This window comes from Capnocytophaga sp. HP1101 (genome assembly GCF_054772415.1).
The window spans coordinates 28,483-53,607 of sequence record NZ_BPUU01000017.1 but is presented as its reverse complement, the minus strand read 5'-3'; the positions used below and the strand labels follow the sequence as shown (position 1 = coordinate 53,607).

The window sequence follows — 25,125 nt, the reverse complement described above, 5'->3', positions numbered from 1 at the left end:
ACTAAATCTATGGGTAAAATAATAGCTATTGCAAACCAAAAAGGAGGCGTAGGCAAAACCACTACCTCCGTGAACTTAGCCGCCTCATTAGGCGTGCTTGAGAAAAAAGTATTACTCATTGATGCCGACCCTCAAGCAAATGCTACTTCTGGCTTAGGTATTGATGTAGATTCTATCGAACACGGTACCTATGAGCTCTTAGAGCACGCTATGGAAGCTAAGGATATGATCGTGCACACCAGCTCTCCTAACCTTGATCTCATCGCTGCTCACATTAACTTGGTGGCTATCGAAATTGAATTGGTCGACAAAGAACAACGCGAGTTTATGCTCAAAAAAGCCATAGCTTCTATAAAAGATCAGTACGACTATATTTTGATAGACTGTGCTCCTTCTTTAGGGCTCATTACCTTGAACGCCCTTACTGCAGCCAACTCGGTGATCGTACCTATCCAATGTGAGTATTTCGCTCTCGAAGGATTGGGCAAATTGCTGAATACTATTAAGAGCGTACAGAAAACTTTCAACCCCAATTTGGATATCGAAGGCCTTTTGCTCACTATGTACGATGCCCGCTTGCGCCTATCTAACCAAGTGGTAGAAGAAGTCCAAAAACACTTTAGCGATATGGTATTCAAAACTATCATCCAGCGCAACGTGCGCCTCAGCGAAGCTCCAAGCTTCGGCGAAACAATCATCAATTACGATGCGACAAGCAAAGGCGCTACCAATCACATCAACTTAGCTCAAGAGATTATTGATAAAAATAAAACAGTGTAAATGACAAAACCTGCAAAAAAACAATCCTTAGGGAGAGGTATTTCTGCTATTTTCGGCAATAGTCCTGAAGTGGCTATCAATTCTATCAAAGATAAAAATGCTGATAAAATTGTAGGAAATATCATTGAATTAGAACTCGACCTAATCGAAACGAACCCTTTCCAGCCCCGTACCTCTTTTAACGAAGAAGAACTGCAAGGGCTCGCCTCGTCTATTGAGGAACTGGGGGTAGTACAACCTATCACCGTGCGCAAACTCAATGGAGAAAACAAATACCAACTCATCTCGGGCGAACGCCGTTTTCGGGCTTCCAAATTGGCGGGTCTAAAAACAATTCCTGCCTATATCCGCATTGCCGACGACAACGAGTCGCTCACTATGGCTTTGGTAGAGAACATTCAGCGTCAGGACTTAGATCCTATTGAAATTGCGCTTTCTTACCAACAACTCATTGAGCAGGTGAACCTCACTCAAGACCAAATGAGCAAACGCGTGGGTAAAAAACGCTCTACTATCACCAACTACTTGCGATTGCTAAAGCTCGCTCCTATCATCCAAACCGGCATACGCGACGGCTTTATCTCTATGGGGCACGGCCGCGCGATCATCGCTATTGAAGACCCTGAACAACAAGCTGAAGTGTATCAACGCATCATTTCAGAGAATCTATCTGTACGCGATACCGAAGAGCTCGTGCGCCGTTTGCAAAACCCCGAAACTCCTACCAATGTGGTGAGCATTCAGTTGCCTAAAAGCAGTAACAAAAGCGAAGTGCCTACCTATATCCGTGAGAATATGAGTAGCTTCAATCACTTTTTTGGCACTAAAGTTGCCGTAAAAATGGGCAAAGATGGCAAAGGTAGCCTGACCATCCCTTTCAGTTCAGAGGAAGATTTCAAACGCATTCAAAGTTTATTACACAAAAAAGATGAATAGAGCCATTGTTTTGATAATAATGCTCCTGCTGGGAGTGGGGAGTTCGTATGCACAAACCGACAACGAGGAAGTGGTAGAAGTACCCTCCGACTCTATGCAGGTGGCTGTTATGCAAGACAATATGCGAAAAGTCCCTTGGAATACCGACCCGCTCTCGCCTGCCAAAGCTGCTTTTTACTCAGCGGTAGTGCCTGGTTTGGGTCAAATATACAACAAAAGTTATTGGAAAGTGCCTTTGGTCTATGCGGCCATAGGCACTCCTATCTATTTTTACGTGCGCAACTCAAAAGAGTACGACCGCTACCTCACCGCCTACAAACGCCGTCAGCAAGGTTTTACTGACGATGAGTTCTACGGTGATAGAGCCGACGGCCAACCCCGCCTCAGCACCGATGGATTGCGCCGTGGCATACAGTTCTACCGCCGTAACAAAGAACTTTCCATCCTCATAGGGGTAGGCTTGTACGCCCTCAACATCATCGAAGCCAATGTAGATGCCCACCTCAAGCAATTCAATGTTGATGAACGCCTCACCGTTGAGCCATTCATCCAGCACGACTTTCTCACACACCCCCAGTTTGGGCTTACCCTTACATATAAATCTAAGAAATAATAATGAATAAAGAAACCTTATTAGAAACCTTGCGCCACATCGTTGGCGCTAAGTACGTTATTACTGATCCTTCCAAAACCGAACGTTACCGAACTGGCTACCGTTTCGGTATAGGAAATGCGATTGCCGTGGTGCGTCCCGCTACTTTGTGGGAACAATGGCAAGTACTCGAAGCCTGCGTCAATGCCGATGTCATCGTGATTTCGCAAGCTGCCAACACGGGCATCACTGGGGGCTCTAACCCCTTTGGCAATGATTACGACCGCGAGGTGGTGATCATCAACACGATGCGCAACGACAATATCCAGCTCATCCTCGATGCCAAACAAGCCGTATGCCTCACTGGCGCTACCCTCAACCACTTGGAACAAGAACTCAAACCTCACGGACGCGAACCGCACTCAGTCATTGGCTCTTCGTGCATTGGGGCTTCAGTCATTGGGGGCGTGTGCAACAACTCTGGAGGGTCTTTAGTACAACGCGGCCCTGCCTACACTGAAATGGCGCTCTTCGCCCAACGCAATGCTGAGGGCAAATTAGAGCTCATCAACCACTTGGGCATCGACTTAGGGACTACCCCTCAAGAAATCCTCACCAACTTGCAAGAGGGTAAATATCAAGCTAAAGACATTCACGCTACAGGCAAAAAAGGGCACGACCACGACTATTGCAACCACGTGCGCGAAATCAATGCCGATACTCCTGCCCGCTTCAATGCCGACCCTGCTCGTTTGTACGAGACTTCAGGAAGTGCAGGGCGCTTGGGCGTGTTTGCCGTGCGCGTAGACACCTTCCCTGCCGAAAAACACACCGCTGTGTTCTATATAGGCACCAACGATACAGCTGTACTCACCAAGTTGCGCCGCGATATGCTTGGCACCTTTGAGGAAATTCCTATCTCGGGCGAGTACATCCACCGCACGGCTTTTGATATTGCTGCCAAGTACGGCAAAGATACTTTTTGGTATATCAAAAATGTAGGCACTGAGTACCTCCCCCGCCTATTTGCAATGAAAGCGTGGGGCGACCGTGTGGCTAAGAAATTGCCTTTTATGCCCAATCACTTCAGCGAAAAATTCTTGCAATTCACCTCTAAGCTAATGCCTCAGCACTTGCCTAAAATATTGTGGGACTACCGCAACCAGTACGAACACCACCTCATCTTAAAGATGGGAGGCAAGGGCGTGGAAGAAGCCCGCGAGTACCTCAAAAAAGAATTTGCTGATAGTAGCAAAGGCGCTTATATTGAGTGTGATGCCAAACTGGCTCAAGCGGCTATGCTCTTGCGCTTTGCCGTAGCCTCAGCCGCTATTCGCTACCGCTCTGTACACGAGGACGAGGTTGAAGATATCGTTGCTTTGGATATCGCTTTGCGTCGCAATGATGAAGATTGGTTTGAAAAGCTTCCTCCTGAACTCGACGCTAAGATACTTTACAAATTGTACTATGGTCACTTTATGTGCCACGTATTCCATCAAGATTACGTGATTAAGAAAGGTTACAACTGTGAGGAAATAGAAGAAGAGATGCTCAAAATATTAGACACTCGTGGCGCACAATATCCTGCAGAACACAATGTAGGACATTTATATCACGCTAACGACGACCTTAAGAACTTTTACAACTCTCTTGACCCTACCAATAGCTTTAACCCAGGTATTGGTAAGACCTCTAAGAAAAAAGATTGGAAATAGAAACTCATAGTATTACATATTTATTTAGAGAGGCTACCTCAAAAAGTTTTGAGATAGCCTCTCTTTTTTGTTTTTCTTTATCACTTCATACCTTCTCTATAATCACGTGGCGTTATTTTAGTAGCTTGTTTAAAAACTGTACTAAAATACTTAGAAGAGTTAAATCCTACTTCAAAAGCTATATCAGTAACTGATTTTTCTGTTTGTTTTAAGAGCTGGCAAGCTACTTCTATGCGATACTTATTGATATATTCACTGATACCAATGCCTGTAATTTGTTTCATTTTATTATACACCGAAGCACGACTCATTGCCATTGCTTCAGAAATCATTGTTACATCTAAGTCGATATTACTATAGTGCTTTTTAATGATTTCATTAAGTTTTATCATAAACACTTCGTCAGCATTGCTGATAGTAGTAAGTGCAGGTGAAGGAATCAATAGTTCTTTTTCATAACGTTGCTTGATGAGCTCTTTTTGTTTGAGCAAATTACCTATTACTGAAAGCAAAAGGTCTATATCAAAAGGTTTAGAGAGATAAGCATCGGCACCTAATTTATAGCCTATCTTTTGACTTTCGGTATCACTTTTAGCAGTGAGTAATATTACGGGAATATGACTGATTTGCAAATGCTCTTTCACCTCTTTACACAACTGATAACCATTCATTACAGGCATCATCACATCGCTGATAATAATATCGGGCTGATGCGTTTTTAATAACAACAAAGCTTCCTCACCATTTACTGCTTTTAAAACGCTTTTAAACAACGGACGAAGTTCATCATAAAGATAATTTAAAAAATCAGGATTATCATCTACTAAGAGTACAGAATACATAGAGGTATCCATAGTTACTGCTATCTTCTCTGGGGCTTCGGTTTGTTCTTCTTCACCTTCAAACTTGTGAAGGACGCCCTCAGTGCTATGAGAGTAAGGTAATTCTACATAAAAAACCGTTTGCTCTTCTTCATCTTGATAAGCCCCAATAGTACCGAGATGTTTCTCTACTAATTCTTTACAATAAGCCAACCCTATACCACTACCTCGCTGGTTGTGTTTTCCTTGTTCAAAGCGAGTAAAGAGCTTATCCATATCAATATTATGCAATCCTATACCGGTATTTTCTACTTGAAAACGCACTTTTTGTTCGTTATAACTACTGCGAATGTGTATAGTAGAATACTCATTACTAAACTTTACTGCATTCATTAGTAGGTTAGAAAGGACTACCCTTATTTTGGCACTATCTAACTCTACAGGGGGTAGATTTTTATCGAGGTGTAGTTCTAAACTTATATGCTTTGTTTCAAATTCTTGTTCAAAATCTTTAGCACTATCAGTGATAAAGTGATTCAAATCAGTATAGGCTTTGGTGAGTGTATTTTCTAACGAAGTATTACGGTTGTAGTCTAATACCCAATTGATAATATTCTTCATAGTAGTAGCTTGACGGAAAGCACTCTCTAACTGGGTTTTCTGTGAACGCGTGAGTTTACCACTCTCGGTATGATTTAGCAGACGCTTTAACGGTGCATAAATGAGGGTAAGAGGCGTGCGCAATTCGTGACTTACATTGGTGAGGAATTGTATTTTATCTTCATTGAGTTCCTGCTGATGCAAAGCTATTTGCCATTTGAGTTGTTGCTTTTTACGACGCAGATAACCCCACATTACACCTGCAATAATAGCCAACAAAAGCAAAGAAACTCCTACCAAAAAAGAAGTGCGCTGATACCACACAGGAAGCACTTCGAAGTTGAGCAATGGGGTATCTTTCGTCCAATAACCATTTTTAGTCATACAAGCGACTTCTACTTGGTATTTTCCTACTGAAAGCAAAGAGATATCTAAACTATTGTCATAAGTTTCAATCACCGAAGTTTGGGCGTTATTTTTAATCTTAAAACGGAAGAGTATGCGCCTAAACATATCTTTTTCATTCAATCCTACATTTAGTTTTAAGGTTTTGAAATAAGGGGGTACCTCTTTAGGAAAGTTTTCGGCGGTGTATATTTTGCCGTTCAATTCTATATTTTGCAAAAAGAGTAAAGGAGTACTACTCTCTTCGGTGTGAATATTCTTATTTATCTTCACAAAACCACCCACTCCTCCCATATAGATGTAAGGGGAAGGCAACAACTGTACATAGCCTGTAAGCACATCGTTGTGGAGAAAGCCATCGGAATCGTCCCAAATCATTATCTTCTTATCGGGAATATGATAAGAAAATAGCACGTTGGAAGCATTAATCCACAAACGCTGTTCAGTATCGAGTTGCATATAGCTAATTTGGTGGAACATATTATCGGTTCCTACGGCACTGAGCTTCTTTTGTGGTATCGCATAACTAAACAACCCATTGGAAGTAGCAATCCAAAGGGTGTGATGAACTTTATCATCGCATACTGCACTAATAGTATACCCTTCATTAAGGGGTAGATAACGTGTTATCTTAGCTTCCGATAACTTCATTTGGTAGAGTACATTTCCTTTGGAGAGAAATAAAGTATCACCTTGTTGTGCTTTGAGTTGTAAGGCATTTTTAGGAGTAAGTCCTTCGGCAAAAGAAATTTTATTAAACTCTTTGTTTTGAAGATTATACAGATAGGTATTTTTAGCTGTAATGAGTATTTTATCTTTATCAATGTGATATACAAAGGGAGTAAAGCCTGCGTGACACTCTTGCTGGTCAGTAGCTTCATCGATGAGCAAGAAAGGAGTGTAGGAACGACTCAGAATATTATATATGAAAAGACCTTTGCCATAGAGAGAGACTAACAACTCATTAGGTGAAAAATAGGTTATAGAAGAGACCTTATCGTTATACGTATTGGTATGATGTACAAATTGTTCTGTTCTGGGGTTAAAAGCATTGATACCTCCTCCATCGGTGCCTATCCATATGATGCCATTGGGAGCTTCGAACAAACTTATCACAGCGCGTTCACTTAACCCATTGCTACTTCCTAACGCACTATCGGTATAAGTCTTGATATAGGTTTCTTTAAAGAGAAAAACGCCATCGCGCACTGTACCTGCCCAAAGGTTATGATTAGGGTCTTCATAAAGCACTGTAATGGAATTGACCGGCAAGGAATGTATATTACCGGCACTATGCTGAATATTGTAAAAAGTGTTCTTCTCAGGACTAAAAACCGATACTCCTCCCCCATCGGTGGCTAACCATATATTGCCTTTATAAGGCTTGATATCTAAGATAATATCATTGGACAAAAGAGTATTGTGAGTATCGTAATGTGAGCGCAATTCACCTGCAAGGGTAGCACGAAAAAGCCCTTTTTGAAAAATAGAATAATACACTTCTTTGTGTTGTGCATCATAATACAAAGAACTCAGCGGGCTTGTATTTTCAATAAACAAACTCAACAGTTCTGAGGTAAGAGAATACTTATAAATACCATCGTTTTCAGTACCTACAAGAAAGGTTGTATTATCAACAGGACATAGATAGGTAATGAGGCATTCTTTATCTTTTGTTTTAGGTTCTTTCCTCAAAGGCAAGCGCCCTATATTTTTAGTTTTGTAGTTATACTGGTAGATAGCACTATATCCACCAAAGTAAACCCCTTGCTCAGTAGCGCAAATAGAGAAGAGTTGTTGCTGGATTTTAGAGGTAAAAGTATCTTTATTTGGGTCGTATTGCCATACGCCTTTATCGGTTACAGCCCAAAGGTTATGCTGGGTATCTTCATAAAGATGGTAGATGTAAGACTCAGTATACCTTTTGATATGATTACGGTCTACCCTATTGATACCCTGGCGAGTACCTATCCACAAAATTCCCTTATGGTCACGTACAATAGCGGTAACGCCCGATTGAGAGAGACCGTGTTCAATGGAAATACGTTTAAAATAGTATTCCGTAGGGTTTTGCCCGTAGATTACCCACGTAAAAAAAAGTAAGATATAAGTGCCAAGCACCGATGGTAGTTTTATTATCTTCATTGGGTTATTCAGGGTATTCGATGCGTACGTGATAGATATTAGTAAGTTTGCTTTTAAATATGCGTTTGATAGCTTCGATTTCTTTGAAAGATATATCGGAATTGGCAAACTGATTATCGTCTAACTGTTTTTTGATAATACGGTCTACAAACTCATTGAGAGCTTCGAAAGTAGGATTTTTGAGGCTCTTAGTAGCTGCTTCAACCGAATCAGCCATCATAAGAATAGCGGTTTCTTTGGAGAAAGGAATAGGACCTGGATAACGGAAATCTTCTTCCTTAGTACCTTCGGGATTTAAGTCTAAGGCTTTGCGATAGAAATAATAAGTAAGACTACGCCCGTGATGGGTTTTAATAAAATCGATAATGCGTTTGGGCAGTTTGTTTTTATGAGCGAGTTCTACTCCATCGGCTACGTGCTTGATAATCACCTTAGCGCTTTGTTCAGGAGTGAGCTGGTCGTGAGGGTTGAGGCTTGTTTTTTGGTTTTCGGTAAAGTAAATAGGGTTTTCCATCTTACCGATGTCGTGATAGAGGGCACCTACACGCACCAAGAGGGTATTAGCTCCAATCTCGGCAGCAGCAGCTTCGGCAAGATTAGCCACTTGCATAGAGTGCTGGAAGGTGCCTGGAGCTTTTTCGGAAAGTTGACGCAAGAGCTTGGTATTTGTATCGGAGAGTTCTAAGAGAGAGACATCGGAAACTAAGCCAAAAGTACGTTCGTAGATATACGTAAAGGGTTGCGAAAAGAGAATACCAATACCATTGAGGATAAAGAGCGTAAGTAGAGAGATATCGAGTCCTTTGAGTGTTCCTTCGGTAATGGTATGGAAAGCGATATAAATAATTAAATAGGCAGCCGTGATCAGTCCTGCTGATACAAAACTGCTCAATCGGTAGTGCATTCCCCTAGGGGTGAGAATGATAGCCATAGCAGCCACAATCTGTATGAATACAAACTGGAAGCTATTGGGCACAATAAAGCCTGTGATGAGTATGGTGCTGATATACACAAAGAGGACGGTACGCAAATCGAAAAACGACTTGAGAATGAGCACCATCATACCTATAGGAACAATATAGATATAATCAGGGAAATATCTTGCAATGAGCCCTACGAAGAGAATCATAGAAAGCATATTGAGCAAAATAACGCCCAATTTAAGGTTGCTTTTGTATATCTTCTTTTCGTACATTTTCAGATATAACGCCATTAGTAGCAAGACCATAGCTACTAAAATGTAATAACCTGAAAGCGACCAATTATAGTTGTTTTGATTCCACGTTTGGGTTTCGTACTCTTCTTTAAGCGACAAAAGGGTATTGAGCTTTTCTCCCTCTACCAATTCGCCTTTAGCGATAATGAGTTTTCCTTTATTTACCCAACCACGGGTATAGACTATTTCTTTAAGATTTTGACTAAGTGCTTTTTGGGTAAAATTTTGGTCGATTACGAGATTAGGGGTAAGGATTTCAAAGAAAAGTTCGTAGTAATTCTTGAGATATTCGTTATAAGGGGCGGTATCAAAATAATTTTTAATAGCCTCAGTGAGCTGCTGAAGGTACAGCAGGCGCTCAGTGGGCACTTCCACTATTTGATTGTTATGCTTGATAACAAAGACTTCGGAGGGGCTAAATGCAGGTGGATTGAGCATCACCCCATTTTGATAGCTTTCAGTTAAAAAAGCCTCAGCTTTGTTGAGCAAGAGCTCTCTTTTATCTTCGGGCAAATACTTGAAATAGCTAAGCTTCTTCTGTTCAAACTTTTGCTTAGCACTCACAAAGGCAGTTGTATCTTGCTTGTAATAAACGGTAGATTGGCTAGATATATGTTGCTTTTCGGCATTTATTTGTTCTTCAGTTTTTTTGAGGGGAAAATCAAAAGGGGCGTATAGGTTATCGTGTTGCCATAATTCTCCCTTGCGAAATTCATACTTAAACTTCGCTTTTTCGGGAAAAACTTGCAAGATGAGCACTAAGGCTATGGCAAAGGCTAATATCTTGAATACAAGTGATTTTTTAATAAATTCTTTGATATTTTTGAGCGTTATCATCGTTCGTCCTTTCTCAAATGTAAACATAAATGCACTGCAAAGGTACGAAATAATTTTTTAATACCAAAATACTGATAATGCCGATTAAGGGTTGAATTAACTCGCTAATTATAAACATCCCCCCAGCCCCCCTCAAGGGGGGAGATGTAACGCAAAAGTGACAATGCACTGTGTATCAGTGATAATTATTTTTTAACCCTTGATTCATATTAATAATACCGATTAATACCAATAATACTGATAATACCGATAATACCAAATAATGAACTTTGCCAAAGGTCGTAGCACGACGGGAGATTAAAAACTTTGGCAAAGTGTGGAGGAGTCAGATTTTTCGAGTGTGGTTGAGGAGGAAACATAGTGGGGTAGAAGGCGTCGGAAGAAAAGGAAAAATATCAAAAGAGGAGTTTTAGGTAAAAAGTAAAAGATAAGAGGTAAAGTGGATATGGTTAGCTTATACAAAGCTTATAGGAAGCTTATACGAATCTTGGACGATTGTTATACAAAGGCTATGTAAAGAGTTGATTTATACCATAATACAATAATACCAAAAATGCTGATAATAGGGTTTCGTGACGAAAGAAAGAGGAAGTGCGAGCCGCACAGGCAGGTAGAAAATTAGAGAATTAGCAAATTTAAAAATGTGTAGAAACCTCCCCCTAACCCCCTCGGAGAGGGGGAATTAGTGACGGAAAAGTGATAGAAAATTAGGCATTAGGCAATAGGTATTAGGGGAAATGGGCGAATGACGAGGACGAATGACGGAGAAAATGTGCAGAAACCTCCCCCTAACCCCCTCGGGGAGGAGGAATTAGTGACGGAAAAGTGATAGAAAAATAGTAAAAACTGCTCTCTATTCACTTACTTCGTTCTCGCAGATTACCTCCAAAAAAGGGAACTGTAGCGACATTAAAGTGAGGGGAATCGTTTGTAAAATATCGTGTTTTGGATGTTGTTTTTTTGGTAAATAGCAGGTAATTCAAAAAAAAGTTGTATTTTTGACCCCTCAATAAAACTATATAGAAAAGACTTTGTTACATTATAAACGTCAGATAACTTTCATTGTCAGCTTATTAGTGATAAGCTCGTGCCTTTGGTATGCGGAATCATTCGCCTTTAGGTCGGGCAGTTTTCACTATACGTATCCGTGGACAGTGCGCGATACCGTTAAAAAAGATACGGTAGAACCCAAAAACGACCGCCGTGGGCGACGTATCCGCCCTAAAAAACCTTCGGAAAAAGCGAAAGATTCTCTTAAAAACGACACGCTTAAAAAGCCTAAGAATGCCTTGGAAGACATCGTGAAATACAAGGCTAAGGATAGTATCGTCTTCAACAAAGTGAAGAATGAAATCATCTTGTACAACGAGACTAATGTGCAATATACTGATATTGACATCACTGCGGGGATAGACGTGATTAACTACGAGAAGGGCGAAGTGTATGCCGGACGCCTGAAAGACAGTGTAGGAGAATACAGTCAGCACCCTGTTTTTAAGCAAGGTAGTGATGTGATAGAGCCTGATTCTATTCGTTTTAATTATCGGAACCAGAAGGCGATTATCCGCAATGCTTATACGAAACAGGACGAGAACAACATAAAAGGAGAAATCATCAAGAAGGAGAACGACTCGACCTACTTTATGCGCAACGCCATTATCACTACGGCTGAAGACCTTGATGACCCCGATTATTACATCAAAGTGCGCAAAGCGAAGTTTGTGCCTAAGAAGAAGATTATTGCGGGATTCAGCAATATGTATATCGTGGATATTCCTACGCCACTGGCTATCCCTTTCGCTTATTACCCTATGGTATCGGGGCGGTCTTCGGGGCTTATCTTCCCTACCTTTGGAGAGGTGAACAACCGCGGTTATTTCTTGCAGAACATAGGTTACTACTTCGTGATTAGCGACAATTTTGACCTCTCGCTCACGGGCGACTATTACACCAATGGTAGTTATGGGCTCAGGGCACAGTCGGCTTATGTGAAGCGCTACAAGTACTCAGGAAGTTTTAATCTTTCGTTTGAGAACAACATATACAGTATGAGGGGCTTACCTGATTATTCGGGTAGCCGTATGTACAATATCCAATGGTCGCATTCTAAAGACGGCAAAGCGAATCCTAACTCCAACTTCTCGGCTTCGGTGAACCTATCGAGCAACAGTAGATATTACCAAGAATCGTACAATCAAGCGAACACATCGAACTTTTTGAACAATACGATGATGTCGTCTATTTCGTATTCTAAGACGTTTCCAGCGTATCCATCGATTAACTTATCACTATCGGCATCGCATTCACAAAATACGAATACCAAAAGTATTGATATGACATTGCCTTCGATGCGTGCGAGTATGGAGCGTATTTACCCTTTTGCTCGTGAAGGACAAGCGAAGAAAGGGCTAATCAAGAGTCTGAATTTCCAATACAGTATGCAGGCGGATAACCGTTTTTCGACCTATGACAGTTTGTTTTTTACTAAGAAGATGTTCGATGAGGCAAGAAACGGGGTGCGCCACTCTATACCGGTGAGTACTACGGCTAAGCTGTTTAAATACGTTACCTTAGGACTCAACTCTTCAGTAAACGAGACGTGGCAGTTTAAGACCATTCGACGTAAGGACTTCAATAGCAACACTGGCAAGGTAGGCATTGACACCCTCAGTGGTTTTGACCGTTTTATGACGTACAACCTGGGGGCGAGTTTAGGTACCACTATCTACGGGACTTTCCGCTTTGGGAAGAATGCTAAAATACAAGCGATTCGCCACGTGATGCGACCCTCGGTGAGTTATGGTTATAATCCTTCTTTTGACCAGTATTACGATTATTATATATCCGATGCTTATGGCAACCGCGCACAGTACACTCGTTTTGAAGGAGGTGTCTACGGTACGCCCAGTTTGGGTGAATCACAATCGATAGGATTCTCATTGGCAAATACCTTTGAAGCGAAAGTGCGACAAAAGGATAGTACCGATGCAGAGACTAAGAAAGTAATGCTCTTGAACAGCCTCAATTTCAGTTCAAACTACAACGTGATTACTAAGCAATTTAGTCCGCTGAACGTTACGGGGGGTACTTCGTTTTTCAATGGCAAACTTGGGGTGAACTTTGGGGCGACACTTAACCCTTATGCGATAGACAACAACGGGCGACAAATGGAGAAATGGAATATTGACAACGGCGGTAGCCTGTTTAGACTTACCAATGCCAATATTTCTACCAACTATTCTTTCTCGAACAAAGATAAAAAAGATAAGAATAAAGACAAACAGACGGGAACGGTAGCAGGTGGACGCACCGATGACCTTTTTGGTTCATCGAAACCGCTGAGCGAAGTGCAAGATATGGATAAGCCACTCAGAGAAGGCGAGGATAAAGAGGAAAAGAAGACCTTTTATAAGGCGGCTATTCCTTGGGATATTACCTTGGCTCACTCACTTACGTACAGCAATCAGGCACGTGAAAGCAGGATAGCCAACAACTCACTGATGTTCTCGGGGAACGTGTCGCTTACGCCTAAGTGGCAAGTAGGGCTCTCGAGCGGTTACGACTTTGTAAACCAAGGGTTCACCTACACGCAATTGCGTTTTGAGCGCGATTTGAGCAGTTTCCGTATGAGTTTTCAGTTTACTCCATTCGGTTACCGCAGTTCGTGGTATTTCTTTATCGGCATCAAAGCCTCAATGCTTTCTGACCTAAAATGGGAGAAAAACAGAGAACCAGATAGGGTTTTGAGGTAATGATTGATGATTAATGGTTAATGATAAATGATAGTGCGAGCCACACAGGCAGAAAATTGTTTGATTTGAAAAGATTTGAAAGATTTTTATGCCTTTAGGGCATACTTGGTCTTAAATAGCTATGAAAGAAAAGATACAACAACTTCGCGAGGAACTCAATCAGCACAACTATAACTACTATGTGCTTGATAATCCTACGATTTCGGATTATGAGTTCGACCAAAAGCTGAAAGAACTACAAGCTTTAGAGCAAGCAGACCCCGAGTTTTATGATGAGAACTCGCCTACAGTACGAGTGGGGGGTACAATCACCAAGAACTTTCCTACTGTGGTACACGAATACCGTATGTACTCATTAGACAATTCATATTCTAAAGAAGACATAGAAGAATGGGAACAGCGCATTATTAAGGCGTTGGGCAGTGACCAAATTAATTTTACTTGCGAACTGAAATACGACGGGGCTTCTATTGATTTGCTATATGAGAACGGTAAACTCAAACAAGCAACCACTCGTGGAGACGGTATTCAGGGTGATGATATTACTGCCAATGTGCGCACGATTCGCTCGGTACCCTTGCAACTGAAAGGCGATTACCCAGAGCGTTTTTACATTCGTGGCGAAATTGTGATGCCTAAAAAAGCCTTTGAAAACCTCAATAAAGAACGCGTAGCAGCTGGCGAAGATCCTTTTATGAACCCGCGCAATACTGCCAGTGGTAGTTTAAAATTGCAAGACACTGCCGAAGTAGCTAAACGCGGTTTGGATTGCTTGTTGTACTTTTTAGTAGGGAATACAGGAGTAACAAGTCAGTTTGAAGGCTTAGAGAAAGCGCGCGAATGGGGCTTTAAAGTACCTAATATCTCTAAACTTTGCCATTCTACTACTGAAGTGATGGACTTTATTAACGAATGGGATACCAAACGCCACACTTTGCCTTACGAAACCGATGGGGTGGTAGTGAAAGTAGATAGTATTGCGCAACAACAAGAATTGGGATATACCTCTAAATCACCGCGTTGGGCAATGGCTTATAAGTATAAAGCTGAGCAGGTAGATACTGTTTTAGAGAGTATTTCGTACCAAGTGGGACGTACAGGAGCTATCACTCCCGTGGCAAATCTCAAGCCCGTATTATTGGCTGGAACGGTAGTAAAACGCGCCTCTTTGCACAATGCCGACCAGATTGAGAAATTAGACATTCGCATAGGCGACTCGGTATATGTAGAAAAAGGCGGAGAGATTATCCCTAAAATAGTAGGAGTAAACTTAGACAAACGCGAAGCTAATGCTGAGCCCGTACAGTATATCACCCATTGCCCTGAATGCAATACCGAATTAGTGCGCAATGAAGGCGAAGCACAACACTACTGCCCTAATGCTTATGGCTGTCCGCCACAGATTACGGGTAAAATACAGCATTTTATTTCACGCAAGGCAATGGATATTGAAGGCTTAGGTGAAGAGACTGTAGAACAACTCTTCCGTGCTGGCATTATTCATACTTATGCCGACCTATACGAAGTGACTGTAGATAAATTGCTCCCCTTAGAGCGTATGGCACAGAAGAGTGCCGAGAATATAGTGAAAGGTATTCAGCAATCTAAAGAAGTGCCTTTTGAGCGTGTGCTTTTTGCTTTGGGGATTAGATATGTAGGTGAGACGGTTGCTAAAAAGTTGGCTCGTCATTACAAAACTATTGAAGCCCTTGAAAGTGCTACCGTTGAACAATTAATAGAAGTAGATGAAATAGGCAACCAAATAGCGAGTAGTGTAGTGAATTTCTTTGCTGATGACTATAATCGTAAACTCATTGATAGACTCAAAGGTTACGGCTTGCAATTCACACTTAGTGAACAAACAACAGAAGAGCAAACAGATACCCTTAAAGGGCTCACTTTTGTAGTATCAGGAGTGTTTCACTTGTATTCACGCGACGAACTCAAAGCCTTGATTGAACAGCACGGAGGGAAAGTAGGATCGTCTATTTCTTCTAAAACTAATTACGTAATAGTAGGTGATAATATGGGACCAAGTAAGAAAGAAAAAGCTGAGCAATTAGGTGTGATGATGATTAGTGAAGAAGAATTTAATACAATGATTTTATAAGTAGCGTTGAATATTTTTTTATGCTACAGCTTTCTTTTTGTTGGTTAAAATAAATAAACCTTCTCATAAAGAACAATGCCCCCAAAAGTATTAACTTTTGGGGGCATTGTTGCTTGTTATTCTAAATTGATTATCTCACTATTTCAATTCAAAAGTTGTCTTACGAGCTAACTGACGTGCTCTTGAAGAGTTTTTATCAACACTTGCATCTACACCTTTACCTTCGGCAGAGATACGAGAGCCATCAATACCTGCTTTTACTAATAAATCTTTCACAGCATCAGCACGTTTTTGTGATAAAGTTTGGTTGTACTGAGTACCTCCTAATTCATCAGCATAACCCTTGATATTAATTTGAGCATTAGGATTAGACTTCATATATTTAGCTACAAAATCTACAGCCCAAGAAGATGATATCTGTGGCTTAGATGAATTAAAGTCGAAGTATGCACTGATATAACCTTTTCTGATAAGGTCTGCAGCTACGTCATCATCTGTTACTTCACCGTTCTCACCTACTTTATCTTTTGCTTTGTAATTATCGTTTAAGTAGCTTTCAATTTCATCAGGAACGTTGTTACCATTAGCATCGTTCATTTTGTTTTGCTTGTTAGCTACTTCGCTCTTCAAGTCAGCAACGTTATTTTCAAGATTAGCTACGCGTTGAGCTACTTCTTCTAATTCATCTTTTTTAGAAGCGGCTGCCCAGTCGGCGTGTTTACCGTGCTTACCAAGAGCAATATTCAAACCAGCTGTAAGAGTAAAGTGGTTCCCTTGGAAACCTTGTTGTCCATTAGCTGACTTAGTATCATAAGTAAGCTGTTGCTTGCTATTAATGTACATTGAGGCATCAAGCAAGAAAGCTATACGGTTCGAAATTCTCAGCTGTGGAGTAAGACCTACTGTAAGAAATGCTATTTGGTCGGGCTTAGAAATATCGTCACTATTAAGTTGTGAATACCCCAAACCAGCGTGCAATAGTAATCCTAAGTCACTTGTCCATTCTTCAAAGCTAAGAACACTCGCAAGGTTTGCTACCCCTTGTAAGTTTACATTCCAAAGTCTAGACTCAAAATTAGGAGTATCGTCATCATTTTTGAAAACGTCATATCCACCACCTAAACGAACCCCAAACTTGTTGTTTGCCATATAGCGAACCCCTGCGTTTGCGCTCCATAAATTAGGCGTATTAGTACTATACCCACTTGTGAAAGGGGTGGTAGGTTTGTTGAAACCTCCATTTATATCAATAGACCATCTGTTATAGTCATTCTGTTGTGCTTGGACTCCAAAGAAAACCAATGAAGCCAATGCTAAAATGCTTCTTTTCATTACTTTCTAATTATATAATTATACAAAAACTGGGGCAAAGGTATAACTTTTTTTTATAACCAAAAAGTTTTTAACAAACTTTAAGCTTCTGCTCTTTCTTGTTACACAAGTTTTCTAATGCTTATCTTTGTGTTTTAGTAACATTCTTTCCAACGGCGTGATAGCACTATCAACCCCCTCTTCAAAAGTCTTAAACTGTTTCTTTACCACAAGACTCTCTCCTGGGATATGTACTTTCACTTCTACTATTTTATTCTCTTTAGTATTGGTATTATCCAACTTCAAATGCACATCGGCTTCAATAATCCTGTCATAAAAGTTATCAAGCTTATCAAGCTTCTTCTGAATAAAGTCTACTAATTTCTGATCGACTGTAAAATCTACTGGGTGTACGTGTACTTTCATAATGTTTACAAATTTTAAGGTTTAACAATTCAATTATTCCCCTCATCGCTATTCCCTTTGGCTCGAGGGTGCGCCTTCTTATACTGCTTTTTAAGTTCTGCCAAACTCGTCGTCGTATACACTTGAGTAGAGGCTAAACTGGAATGCCCCAGTAGTTCCTTCACAGTATATAGGTCTGCCCCATTATCTAACAAATGGCTCGCAAATGAGTGTCGTAAAACGTGAGGACTCACGTCTCTTTTCGTCGTAACAGCTCCAAAATACGAATTTATAATTCGGTATACCAGCGTCGAATATATCTTTTTGCCGTTCTTTACTAAAAATAAATAATCTTGGCTCTTTTCATTCTTCACTTCCTCCCTTATTGCCAAATACTCCTTAAGCGTCTCTTCTAACTCTGGAATAATAGGTATGTAACGCTCTTTATCTCCTTTCCCTAACACCTTTATTTGCTTTTGCCCTAAATCTACATCACTTACTTTTAGCCCTGATAACTCTGCTCGTCGTATCCCCGTAGCATAAAGCGTTTCTATCACTGCCCTATCCCTCACCTCATCAAATGAATTCTTCACCGAAAAAAAAGACAATACCTTCTCAACTTCCGCTTCCGAAAAAGGTAACTTATGCTTCTTCTCCGTCTTCAATAAAAATATCCCCTTCTCAAACGGACTTATCTCTATCTGTTTCGTCTTCTTCAAGAAATTGTAATAAGTCTTCAAAGCCGATAACTTCCTATTAATACTCCTAAACGATATCGCCTCATTTGATAAGTGTATGATCCATTTCTTTATATCTTCTTGATCTGCTTGTTCCAAACAGTAATCTTCCCCCTTTTCTTCATACAAGCTCTTAATAAACTTCTCAAAGCTCCTAAGATCGTGTTTATAAGCCTCTACCGTATGATCAGAGTACTTCATCTCTATTGAGAGATATATTATAAAGGCGTTGATGGGCATAGGTTAAAAATTTAGTTGATTAGTAAACTCAGTTCCTAAAGCAAGGCTTTCACCTTTCTTCGCTACAAAGTAACTAAATATTTTTCATATACACCATAAAAAAAATGTTAATTTTTTAGATGAGTTGTTAATTATTTTTTTACTTGTAGAAAATGAGTGAGTTATATCTCCCCTCTTTTTCCTTTAAAATCCCTTTTCTCACCAAATATATGCAAATCACACCCCATTACTGCCCCGTTCTAATCGCTTCCACAGGATTAAGCCGTGCCGCTGACGATGCCGGAATAATACCCGAAAGCAATCCTACTACAAACGAGATTCCTAAACCTATCGCTACATTTTTAAACGATAACATAAAGTTAAACCCATCACTACTGCTCGGGATTATAAAGGTAAGTAACCACACAAAAAGCAACCCAAAAAGACCTCCAATGATAGCTAAAAGCACCGCTTCAAACAAAAACTGAAACAAAATAAACTGATTCTTAGCCCCTAACGACTTCTGTACTCCAATGAGGCTCGTACGCTCTTTCACGCTCACAAACATAATATTAGCAATACCAAAGCCCCCTACCAAAATAGAAAAACCCCCAATAATCCAGCCCACTACATTCATCATACTAATCGTCTCATCTATCATATCAGTAAACGACGATATCTTATTGAGAAAAAAGTTATCAATATCATCAGGCTTAAGCCCCCGATAAGTACGTAATTTTTGGCGCAATACAGCTTCATATTCCGCCATATCCACCTCTTTTTTAGGCTTTAGTACTACCCCACTCGGCATTCCTTGTGGACCTGTATTCATAAATCCTCTTACAAAATTAGCCGGTACATAAGCATTATTATCCGGTCCACCTCCCAGCTCACCATATTTTTTTAGTACCCCAATAACCGTAAGTCGGCGTCCAAAAATGCGTATTTCCTTATCAATAGGCTCTTCTTCACCGAAGAGTTGTTCCGCAGCCTCATACCCTAAAACAGTTACTGCCGTACCCGCATTCGATTCTGCTTCGTTATAAAAACGTCCCTTGCCCATACGAATGTCGCTAATTTGTTCCACTCCCGAAGTACTAGCTTGCACATTCATTGAAGAAATAGTTTTCCCTCCGTACTTTGCTGAAGAAATTACCCCAAACATTTCGTACACCACAGCTTCAGTATTAGGAATTTCACGCTTCATAAACTCATATTCCTGATACGTAACTTGTGGAAAATTCAACCGTTGCCAGCGCGGCACATCGGTAGGAGCAAACGAAAATTTAGAGACGCTAATCATATTTTTATCTAAGCCCGAAAGGCTCTCCTGAATACTTCTATTCAGCGAATCTACCGCTGCCAATACTGATATAATAGAGAAGATTCCCACCGTTACACCCAATAACGATAAGAAAGTACGCAACTTATTATCCCGCAACGATTTGATTGCAAAGTTAAAGCTCTCTTTTAATAGTTGTAAATAAATAAACATAGGTCAGCTATACTTATCTTATTTTTTTTGCAAATATACATTATTTTTTTAATTAAAGACGAATTTATTTCATTCTTTTCTTCACTCATACTCCACAAGGATACTCTCCCTTTTCATATTACCCTCACTGTTTCTTTGTTATCTCTTCGTTCATTGTTCGCCTTTGCATCACTACAATTCCCCCTCGGAGAGGAACAGAGGGAGGTTTTCTTCATTTTTTCCATCACTACATTCCCCTTTGGAGGTTGTCCGTGAAAGTGGAGTATGTGAATAGAAAGTAGCTTTTACTATTTTTTCATCATCTTTCCGTCACTACAATTCCCCCTCTCCGAGGGGGTTAGGGGGAGGTTTCTACACATTTTCTCATTTTCAAATTTGCTAATTCTCTAATTTTCTACCTGCCTGTGCGGCTCACACTTCCTATTTCTTTCGTCACGAAACCCTGTTTTTAGTGTTATTGACATTATTGTATTATAGTATGAATCAACTCTTTATATAGCTATTGTATAACAATCGTCCAAGATTCGTATAAGCTTCCTATAAGCTTTGTATAAGCTAACCATACCCATTTTACCTTTTACCTTTTATCTTTTACCTCAAAATCCTCTTCTGAAATATTTCTTTTACTTCCGCCACCCTAACTCACCATCTGACCTACCTGCCCCACCCGAAAAATCTGACTCTTCCGAAAAATCTGCCCCCGTCTTATCAGTATTATCGGTATTATTGGCATTTCTGGTATTATTAGTATTTTTTTAATCTTTTATTTGCTTGGTATTGGTAAAAAGTAGTATTTTTGTAGCCAAAATTAAAACACATTTTCTAAATGAGCACTGCAAAACAAGCAAAATCTGCCTTAATATCTGTTTTTGACAAAACAGGATTAGAACCTATCATTCACAGAATGAAAACCTTAGGTATCACTATATACTCCACAGGAGGTACTGAAGACTTTATCAAAAAACTCGGTGTAGAGGTTGTTCCCGTTGAAACTATTACCGATTATCCCCCTATTTTTGGCGGACGTGTGAAAACACTCCACCCTAAAATTTTCGGGGGAATCCTCAACCGTCAAGACAATGCGCAAGATACTGAAGAGATGAAGCAATACGCTATCCCTCAAATCGATATAGTGATTGTAGACTTATATCCCTTTGAAAAAACAGTAGCCAGCGGTGCCAATGAGCAAGAGATTATTGAAAAAATTGATATAGGCGGCATTTCACTCATTCGTGCAGCTGCCAAAAATTATAAAGATGTGCTTTGTGTAGCATCAGTAAACGAATACGCCGAGCTGTTGCATATCTTAGACGAACAGCACGGAAGCACTACTTTAGAACAACGTCGCCACTTTGCAGCTAAGGCTTTCCGCGTGTCCTCACACTACGATACCGCTATCTTCAACTATTTTAACCAAACAGAAGAAATACCTACCTTAGCCATTAACGAGTGCGACGGACAAGTATTGCGCTATGGCGAAAATCCACATCAAAAAGGAGAGTTCTACGGCGATTTCGATGCCCTTTTTGAAAAATTGCACGGCAAAGAGCTCTCTTATAATAATCTCTTAGACGTTGATGCCGCCGTAAACCTAATGGCTGAATTTGTCGGTGACGACCCTACTTTTGCCATTCTCAAACACAACAACGCTTGTGGGGTAGCCACACGCAAAACCATATTCGAAGCCTATAAAGATGCTCTCGCAGGTGACCCAGTATCGGCTTTTGGTGGCATTCTCATCTCTAATACTAAGATAGATTCAGCCACTGCCGAAACCATTCACTCGCTCTTTTTCGAAGTAATTATTGCCCCTTCTTACAGCGATGAATCCTTAAAAATACTCGAACAAAAGAAAAATCGCATTATTTTAATACAGAAGAAAGCCAAAATGCCTACAATAAGTGTACGCTCCTGTCTCAACGGCTATTTGGTACAAGAAAAAGACCTCAAAACCGACAGTATAGAAGATGTGCAATACGTAACCGCTGTAAAACCCTCAGCTGAAGTGCTCGAAGACCTCTTCTTTGCATCTAAAATATGTAAGAATACTAAATCAAACACCATTGTATTAGCGAAGAACAAACAGCTCATCGCCAGTGGTACAGGGCAAACCAGTCGCGTAGATGCTCTTAAACAAGCTATTGAAAAGGCTAAAGAATTTCAGTTTGACCTCAACGATGCAGTAATGGCAAGCGATGCCTTCTTCCCCTTCCCTGATTGTGTGGAAATCGCTCATAACGAAGGTATCCGTTCTGTAATACAACCTGGTGGGTCTATCAAAGACCAAGCCAGCATCGACTATTGCGATGCACACCAAATGGGAATGATATTCACCGGAGTACGACACTTTAAACACTAATTAAACGCTATTTAAACAACGTATGAAACATATTGCAGCCGTAGGAGGCTATTTTATAATGCTTTATGATATCTTTCGCAAACGCACCCGCTGGTCGATTACCAAAGACCTCATTTTGCGTGAGATAGATGATTTGATATTTGGGTCAATTTGGATTGTGGCTTTTATCTCTTTCTTTGTAGGAGGGGTAGTAGCCGTACAGACCGCCCTAAATATCGATAACCCTTTTATTCCTAAATACCTCATAGGGTTTGCTACGCGTCAATCCATCGTATTGGAATTTGCTCCTACCTTTACAGCCATCATCTTGGCAGGAAAAATAGGGTCGTTTATCACTTCCAGTATAGGTACTATGCGCGTAACCGAACAGATAGACGCTCTTGATATTATGGGAGTAAACTCAGTAAACTACTTGATATTCCCCAAAATCGTAGCCCTGATGTTATTGCCTTTCCTCATTGCCTTAGGTATGTACTTAGGGGTATTAGGAGGCTGGGCTTCAGCGGTGATGAGTGGCTATACCACGTCCGCTGAGTTTGTACAAGGAGTGCAATACGACTTTAAACCTTATAGTATGGTATACGCCTTTACCAAAACGGTAGTTTTTGCCTTTTTCTTGGCTACAATTCCGTCCTATCACGGTTATTATATGAAAGGAGGTGCACTGGACGTTGGGAAAGCGAGCACGGTATCGTTTGTATGGACGAGTATAGTTATTATTCTCTCTAACTCAGTGCTTACCCAGTTGTTCTACGCTTAAAATACCATAATGAATCAAGAAAACAAGCCACAATATCGCATTTTACTACTTATAGCTTTAGCGCACGGGCTGAATGATATTATCCAAGGCTTACTTCCGTCAATTTACCCTACTTTACAGCAAAAATATGCCTTAACAATGGCAGAAGTAGGGTTGATTACACTTTTTTATCAGCTTGCAGCTTCCATATTACAACCTTTGGTAGGCAATTATACCGATAAGCACCCCAAACCTTACTCACAAGTATTGGGAATGGCATTTACCACTATAGGAGTTATCAGTTTATCAATAGCCAATAGCTATATAGCAATACTGTTTTCAGTAATATTCATAGGGATTGGCTCATCGGTATTTCACCCTGAATCGTCTAGAGTAGCCTTTTTAGCATCAGCGGAAAGGCGTTCGTTTGGACAGGCAATTTTTCAATTAGGGGGTAATTTAGGTACTGCCTTAGCCCCTCTATTGGTCATATTAATAGTATTCAGTAAAAAAGAAATTGGTGGGGAAATAGTAGAGGAGAGCCATCAAGAAAATATAATATGGTTCATAGCGTTTACAATTTTTGCTATGCTCATATTACTGATTGTAGGCAAATGGCGTAGTATACTGCTAAAACTGCTCAAGAAGAGACCTAAGAAACCCGTGATAATGCCCAATTTGAGTCGGGCACAGATACGCAACTCAATGATTATATTGATGTTATTGGTCTTTTCTAAAAACTTCTATACAGCAGCTATCAACAATTACTTTCAGTTCTATACCATTAAAAAGTTTGGATTTAGCAATGCCGAGGCACAAATGTATCTGTTCTACTTTTTAGGAGCAGTAGCTGCGGGGTCGCTTATTGGAGGATTTTTAGGTGATAAAGTAGGAAGAAAATTTATTATTTGGTTTTCTATTTTAGGGGCAGCCCCCTTTGCACTTTGGTTGCCTTACGCCGATGCAACCACTACGGCAGTGCTCATCGTGCTAATAGGATTCATTATCTCATCGGCTTTTGCGTCTATTTTGGTGTATTCACAAGAGTTATTACCCCATAAAATAGGAATGATTTCTGGATTTTTCTATGGTTTTGCTTTTGGTATGGGCGCCTTAGCTTCGGCTATTTTAGGAAAATTGATAGATATGACGAACATTGAGCTTGTTTATAAACTTTGCTCTTTCTTACCCTTAATGGGACTTATTGCCTACTTTTTACCAGATTTATCAAGGAAAGGAGTTAGGGGGTAGGAATTAGGAATTAGGAATTGGGAATTAGAAATTAGAAATTAGAAATTAGAATTAGAGATAGCCTATGAATACACTTCATTTTAACGAAAAACAAACTCTGTAAAAGAAAAGTAAACAAAAAATACAGACAACAAAAAGATACTTTTTGCTTAGGGGTAGCATATGCTTAGCTTATACAAAGCTTATAGGAAGCTTATACGAATGTTGGACGATAGATATACAAAGGGTATATAAGTGGTTAATAATCAATAGTTAAAAGTGAATAACAAAAAGAAAGTCAAACGGAGGTAGATAGGCAAAAATCGAAGGAAAACGTATCTTAATTCTCAATTGTTTTTCTTTAACTCTTCATCATTCACTTTTTTTGTATTTAACCTATTTTTTCTACTTACGCTAATGCGTTGAGTTTTTCGATAAGAATTGCTGCTTTTTGCTCAAATTCTCTTCTCACTTGTTTGAGGTGAGCACCTCTGTTTTCTACTGATTTATCAGCTACTTTATCGATAAGTGTATCAAAATCGTTGAGAATTTCGGCTACAAGAGCCTTACCTCCTTCAGTTTGCATCTTGCCGGTGAAATACACGGCATCGATGATATCACCCAACACATAGTTGATGTCCTTTTTTAAATTGCGAATACTTGCCATACGTTTTTAATTTATTTATAATTCGGTTGCAAAGTTACAAATTATTTATTATCT

General features: G+C 40.2%; 16 protein-coding genes. 9 read left to right on the top strand and 7 right to left on the bottom strand.

Features of this window, described 5'->3' with window-relative positions; genetic code table 11:
- Window positions 1–9 precede the first annotated feature (9 nt).
- The 4 genes from RCZ04_RS10275 to dld are packed head-to-tail and all read left to right on the top strand — an operon-like array spanning window position 10 to window position 4,023.
- Window positions 10–780 carry a ParA family protein gene (locus RCZ04_RS10275; RefSeq protein ID WP_460485947.1) on the top strand — a complete coding sequence of 257 codons (771 nt, stop codon included), beginning with the start codon at window positions 10–12 and terminating at the stop codon, window positions 778–780.
- Window positions 781–1,716: a ParB/RepB/Spo0J family partition protein gene (locus RCZ04_RS10270; protein WP_460485946.1), complete on the top strand. Its 936-nt coding sequence runs from the start codon at window positions 781–783 to the stop codon at window positions 1,714–1,716. It abuts the gene before it with no gap.
- A complete protein-coding gene (locus RCZ04_RS10265; RefSeq protein WP_460485945.1) occupies window positions 1,709–2,329 on the top strand; it encodes a DUF5683 domain-containing protein in 621 nt (206 codons plus the stop codon). Before RCZ04_RS10270 ends, RCZ04_RS10265 begins: the two co-directional genes overlap by 8 nt.
- Before the next feature lie 2 nt (window positions 2,330–2,331).
- Window positions 2,332–4,023, top strand: a complete 1,692-nt coding sequence (dld, locus tag RCZ04_RS10260) for a D-lactate dehydrogenase (RefSeq protein ID WP_460485944.1) — start codon at window positions 2,332–2,334, stop codon at window positions 4,021–4,023.
- Between the two features lie 80 nt (window positions 4,024–4,103).
- Here dld and RCZ04_RS10255 read toward each other — a convergent pair whose 3' ends face one another.
- Window positions 4,104–7,994 carry a hybrid sensor histidine kinase/response regulator transcription factor gene (locus tag RCZ04_RS10255; RefSeq protein WP_460485943.1) on the bottom strand — a complete coding sequence of 1,297 codons (3,891 nt, stop codon included), beginning with the start codon at window positions 7,992–7,994 and terminating at the stop codon, window positions 4,104–4,106.
- 4 nt (window positions 7,995–7,998) lie between these two features.
- Window positions 7,999–10,047 (bottom strand): HD family phosphohydrolase, encoded by a 2,049-nt coding sequence (locus RCZ04_RS10250; RefSeq protein WP_460485942.1) that lies wholly within the window; start codon window positions 10,045–10,047, stop codon window positions 7,999–8,001.
- Window positions 10,048–11,123: 1,076 nt separating this feature from the next.
- On the opposite strand from RCZ04_RS10250, the gene RCZ04_RS10245 reads away from it, so the two are divergent.
- Window positions 11,124–13,799, top strand: coding sequence for a putative LPS assembly protein LptD (locus tag RCZ04_RS10245; RefSeq protein ID WP_460485965.1), 2,676 nt, complete (start codon window positions 11,124–11,126; stop codon window positions 13,797–13,799).
- Between the two features lie 121 nt (window positions 13,800–13,920).
- The gene (ligA, locus tag RCZ04_RS10240) at window positions 13,921–15,909 is read left to right on the top strand and encodes an NAD-dependent DNA ligase LigA (protein WP_460485941.1); all 1,989 of its coding nucleotides are present in this window, start codon (window positions 13,921–13,923) and stop codon (window positions 15,907–15,909) included.
- 138 nt (window positions 15,910–16,047) lie between these two features.
- On the opposite strand, the gene RCZ04_RS10235 is transcribed toward ligA, so the two are convergent.
- From RCZ04_RS10235 to RCZ04_RS10220, 4 genes are all read right to left on the bottom strand, one after another.
- Window positions 16,048–17,241: an OmpA family protein gene (locus tag RCZ04_RS10235; protein WP_460485940.1), complete on the bottom strand. Its 1,194-nt coding sequence runs from the start codon at window positions 17,239–17,241 to the stop codon at window positions 16,048–16,050.
- Between the two features lie 114 nt (window positions 17,242–17,355).
- On the bottom strand, window positions 17,356–17,646 hold the full coding sequence (gene hpf / locus RCZ04_RS10230; RefSeq protein ID WP_460485939.1) for an HPF/RaiA family ribosome-associated protein: 291 nt from the start codon (window positions 17,644–17,646) through the stop codon (window positions 17,356–17,358).
- A gap of 29 nt (window positions 17,647–17,675) precedes the next feature.
- On the bottom strand, window positions 17,676–18,602 hold the full coding sequence (locus RCZ04_RS10225; protein WP_460485938.1) for a site-specific integrase: 927 nt from the start codon (window positions 18,600–18,602) through the stop codon (window positions 17,676–17,678).
- A gap of 226 nt (window positions 18,603–18,828) precedes the next feature.
- The gene (locus RCZ04_RS10220; protein ID WP_460485937.1) at window positions 18,829–20,076 is read right to left on the bottom strand and encodes an ABC transporter permease; all 1,248 of its coding nucleotides are present in this window, start codon (window positions 20,074–20,076) and stop codon (window positions 18,829–18,831) included.
- Between the two features lie 826 nt (window positions 20,077–20,902).
- Here RCZ04_RS10220 and purH point away from each other — a divergent pair.
- The 3 genes from purH to RCZ04_RS10205 are packed head-to-tail and all read left to right on the top strand — an operon-like array spanning window position 20,903 to window position 24,425.
- Window positions 20,903–22,435 (top strand): bifunctional phosphoribosylaminoimidazolecarboxamide formyltransferase/inosine monophosphate cyclohydrolase, encoded by a 1,533-nt coding sequence (purH, locus tag RCZ04_RS10215; RefSeq protein WP_460485936.1) that lies wholly within the window; start codon window positions 20,903–20,905, stop codon window positions 22,433–22,435.
- A 22-nt stretch (window positions 22,436–22,457) separates the two neighbouring features.
- Window positions 22,458–23,195 (top strand): MlaE family ABC transporter permease, encoded by a 738-nt coding sequence (locus tag RCZ04_RS10210; RefSeq protein ID WP_460485935.1) that lies wholly within the window; start codon window positions 22,458–22,460, stop codon window positions 23,193–23,195.
- 9 nt (window positions 23,196–23,204) lie between these two features.
- Window positions 23,205–24,425 carry an MFS transporter gene (locus RCZ04_RS10205; protein WP_460485934.1) on the top strand — a complete coding sequence of 407 codons (1,221 nt, stop codon included), beginning with the start codon at window positions 23,205–23,207 and terminating at the stop codon, window positions 24,423–24,425.
- A 388-nt stretch (window positions 24,426–24,813) separates the two neighbouring features.
- Here the strand turns inward: RCZ04_RS10205 and RCZ04_RS10200 are convergent, their stop codons facing one another.
- Window positions 24,814–25,071, bottom strand: a complete 258-nt coding sequence (locus tag RCZ04_RS10200) for a hypothetical protein (RefSeq protein WP_460485933.1) — start codon at window positions 25,069–25,071, stop codon at window positions 24,814–24,816.
- Window positions 25,072–25,125 lie beyond the last annotated feature (54 nt).

Bases quoted from the DNA above. Each gene is read 5' to 3' on its own strand.
- RCZ04_RS10275 (WP_460485947.1), top strand. From the start codon at position 10: ATGGGTAAAATAATAGCTATTGCAAACCAAAAAGGAGGCGTAGGCAAA.
- RCZ04_RS10270 (WP_460485946.1), top strand. From the start codon at position 781: ATGACAAAACCTGCAAAAAAACAATCCTTAGGGAGAGGTATTTCTGCT.
- RCZ04_RS10265 (WP_460485945.1), top strand. From the start codon at position 1,709: ATGAATAGAGCCATTGTTTTGATAATAATGCTCCTGCTGGGAGTGGGG.
- dld (WP_460485944.1), top strand. From the start codon at position 2,332: ATGAATAAAGAAACCTTATTAGAAACCTTGCGCCACATCGTTGGCGCT.
- RCZ04_RS10255 (WP_460485943.1), bottom strand. From the start codon at position 7,994: ATGAAGATAATAAAACTACCATCGGTGCTTGGCACTTATATCTTACTT.
- RCZ04_RS10250 (WP_460485942.1), bottom strand. From the start codon at position 10,047: ATGATAACGCTCAAAAATATCAAAGAATTTATTAAAAAATCACTTGTA.
- ligA (WP_460485941.1), top strand. From the start codon at position 13,921: ATGAAAGAAAAGATACAACAACTTCGCGAGGAACTCAATCAGCACAAC.
- RCZ04_RS10235 (WP_460485940.1), bottom strand. From the start codon at position 17,241: ATGAAAAGAAGCATTTTAGCATTGGCTTCATTGGTTTTCTTTGGAGTC.
- hpf (WP_460485939.1), bottom strand. From the start codon at position 17,646: ATGAAAGTACACGTACACCCAGTAGATTTTACAGTCGATCAGAAATTA.
- RCZ04_RS10225 (WP_460485938.1), bottom strand. From the start codon at position 18,602: ATGCCCATCAACGCCTTTATAATATATCTCTCAATAGAGATGAAGTAC.
- RCZ04_RS10220 (WP_460485937.1), bottom strand. From the start codon at position 20,076: ATGTTTATTTATTTACAACTATTAAAAGAGAGCTTTAACTTTGCAATC.
- purH (WP_460485936.1), top strand. From the start codon at position 20,903: ATGAGCACTGCAAAACAAGCAAAATCTGCCTTAATATCTGTTTTTGAC.
- RCZ04_RS10210 (WP_460485935.1), top strand. From the start codon at position 22,458: ATGAAACATATTGCAGCCGTAGGAGGCTATTTTATAATGCTTTATGAT.
- RCZ04_RS10205 (WP_460485934.1), top strand. From the start codon at position 23,205: ATGAATCAAGAAAACAAGCCACAATATCGCATTTTACTACTTATAGCT.
- RCZ04_RS10200 (WP_460485933.1), bottom strand. From the start codon at position 25,071: ATGGCAAGTATTCGCAATTTAAAAAAGGACATCAACTATGTGTTGGGT.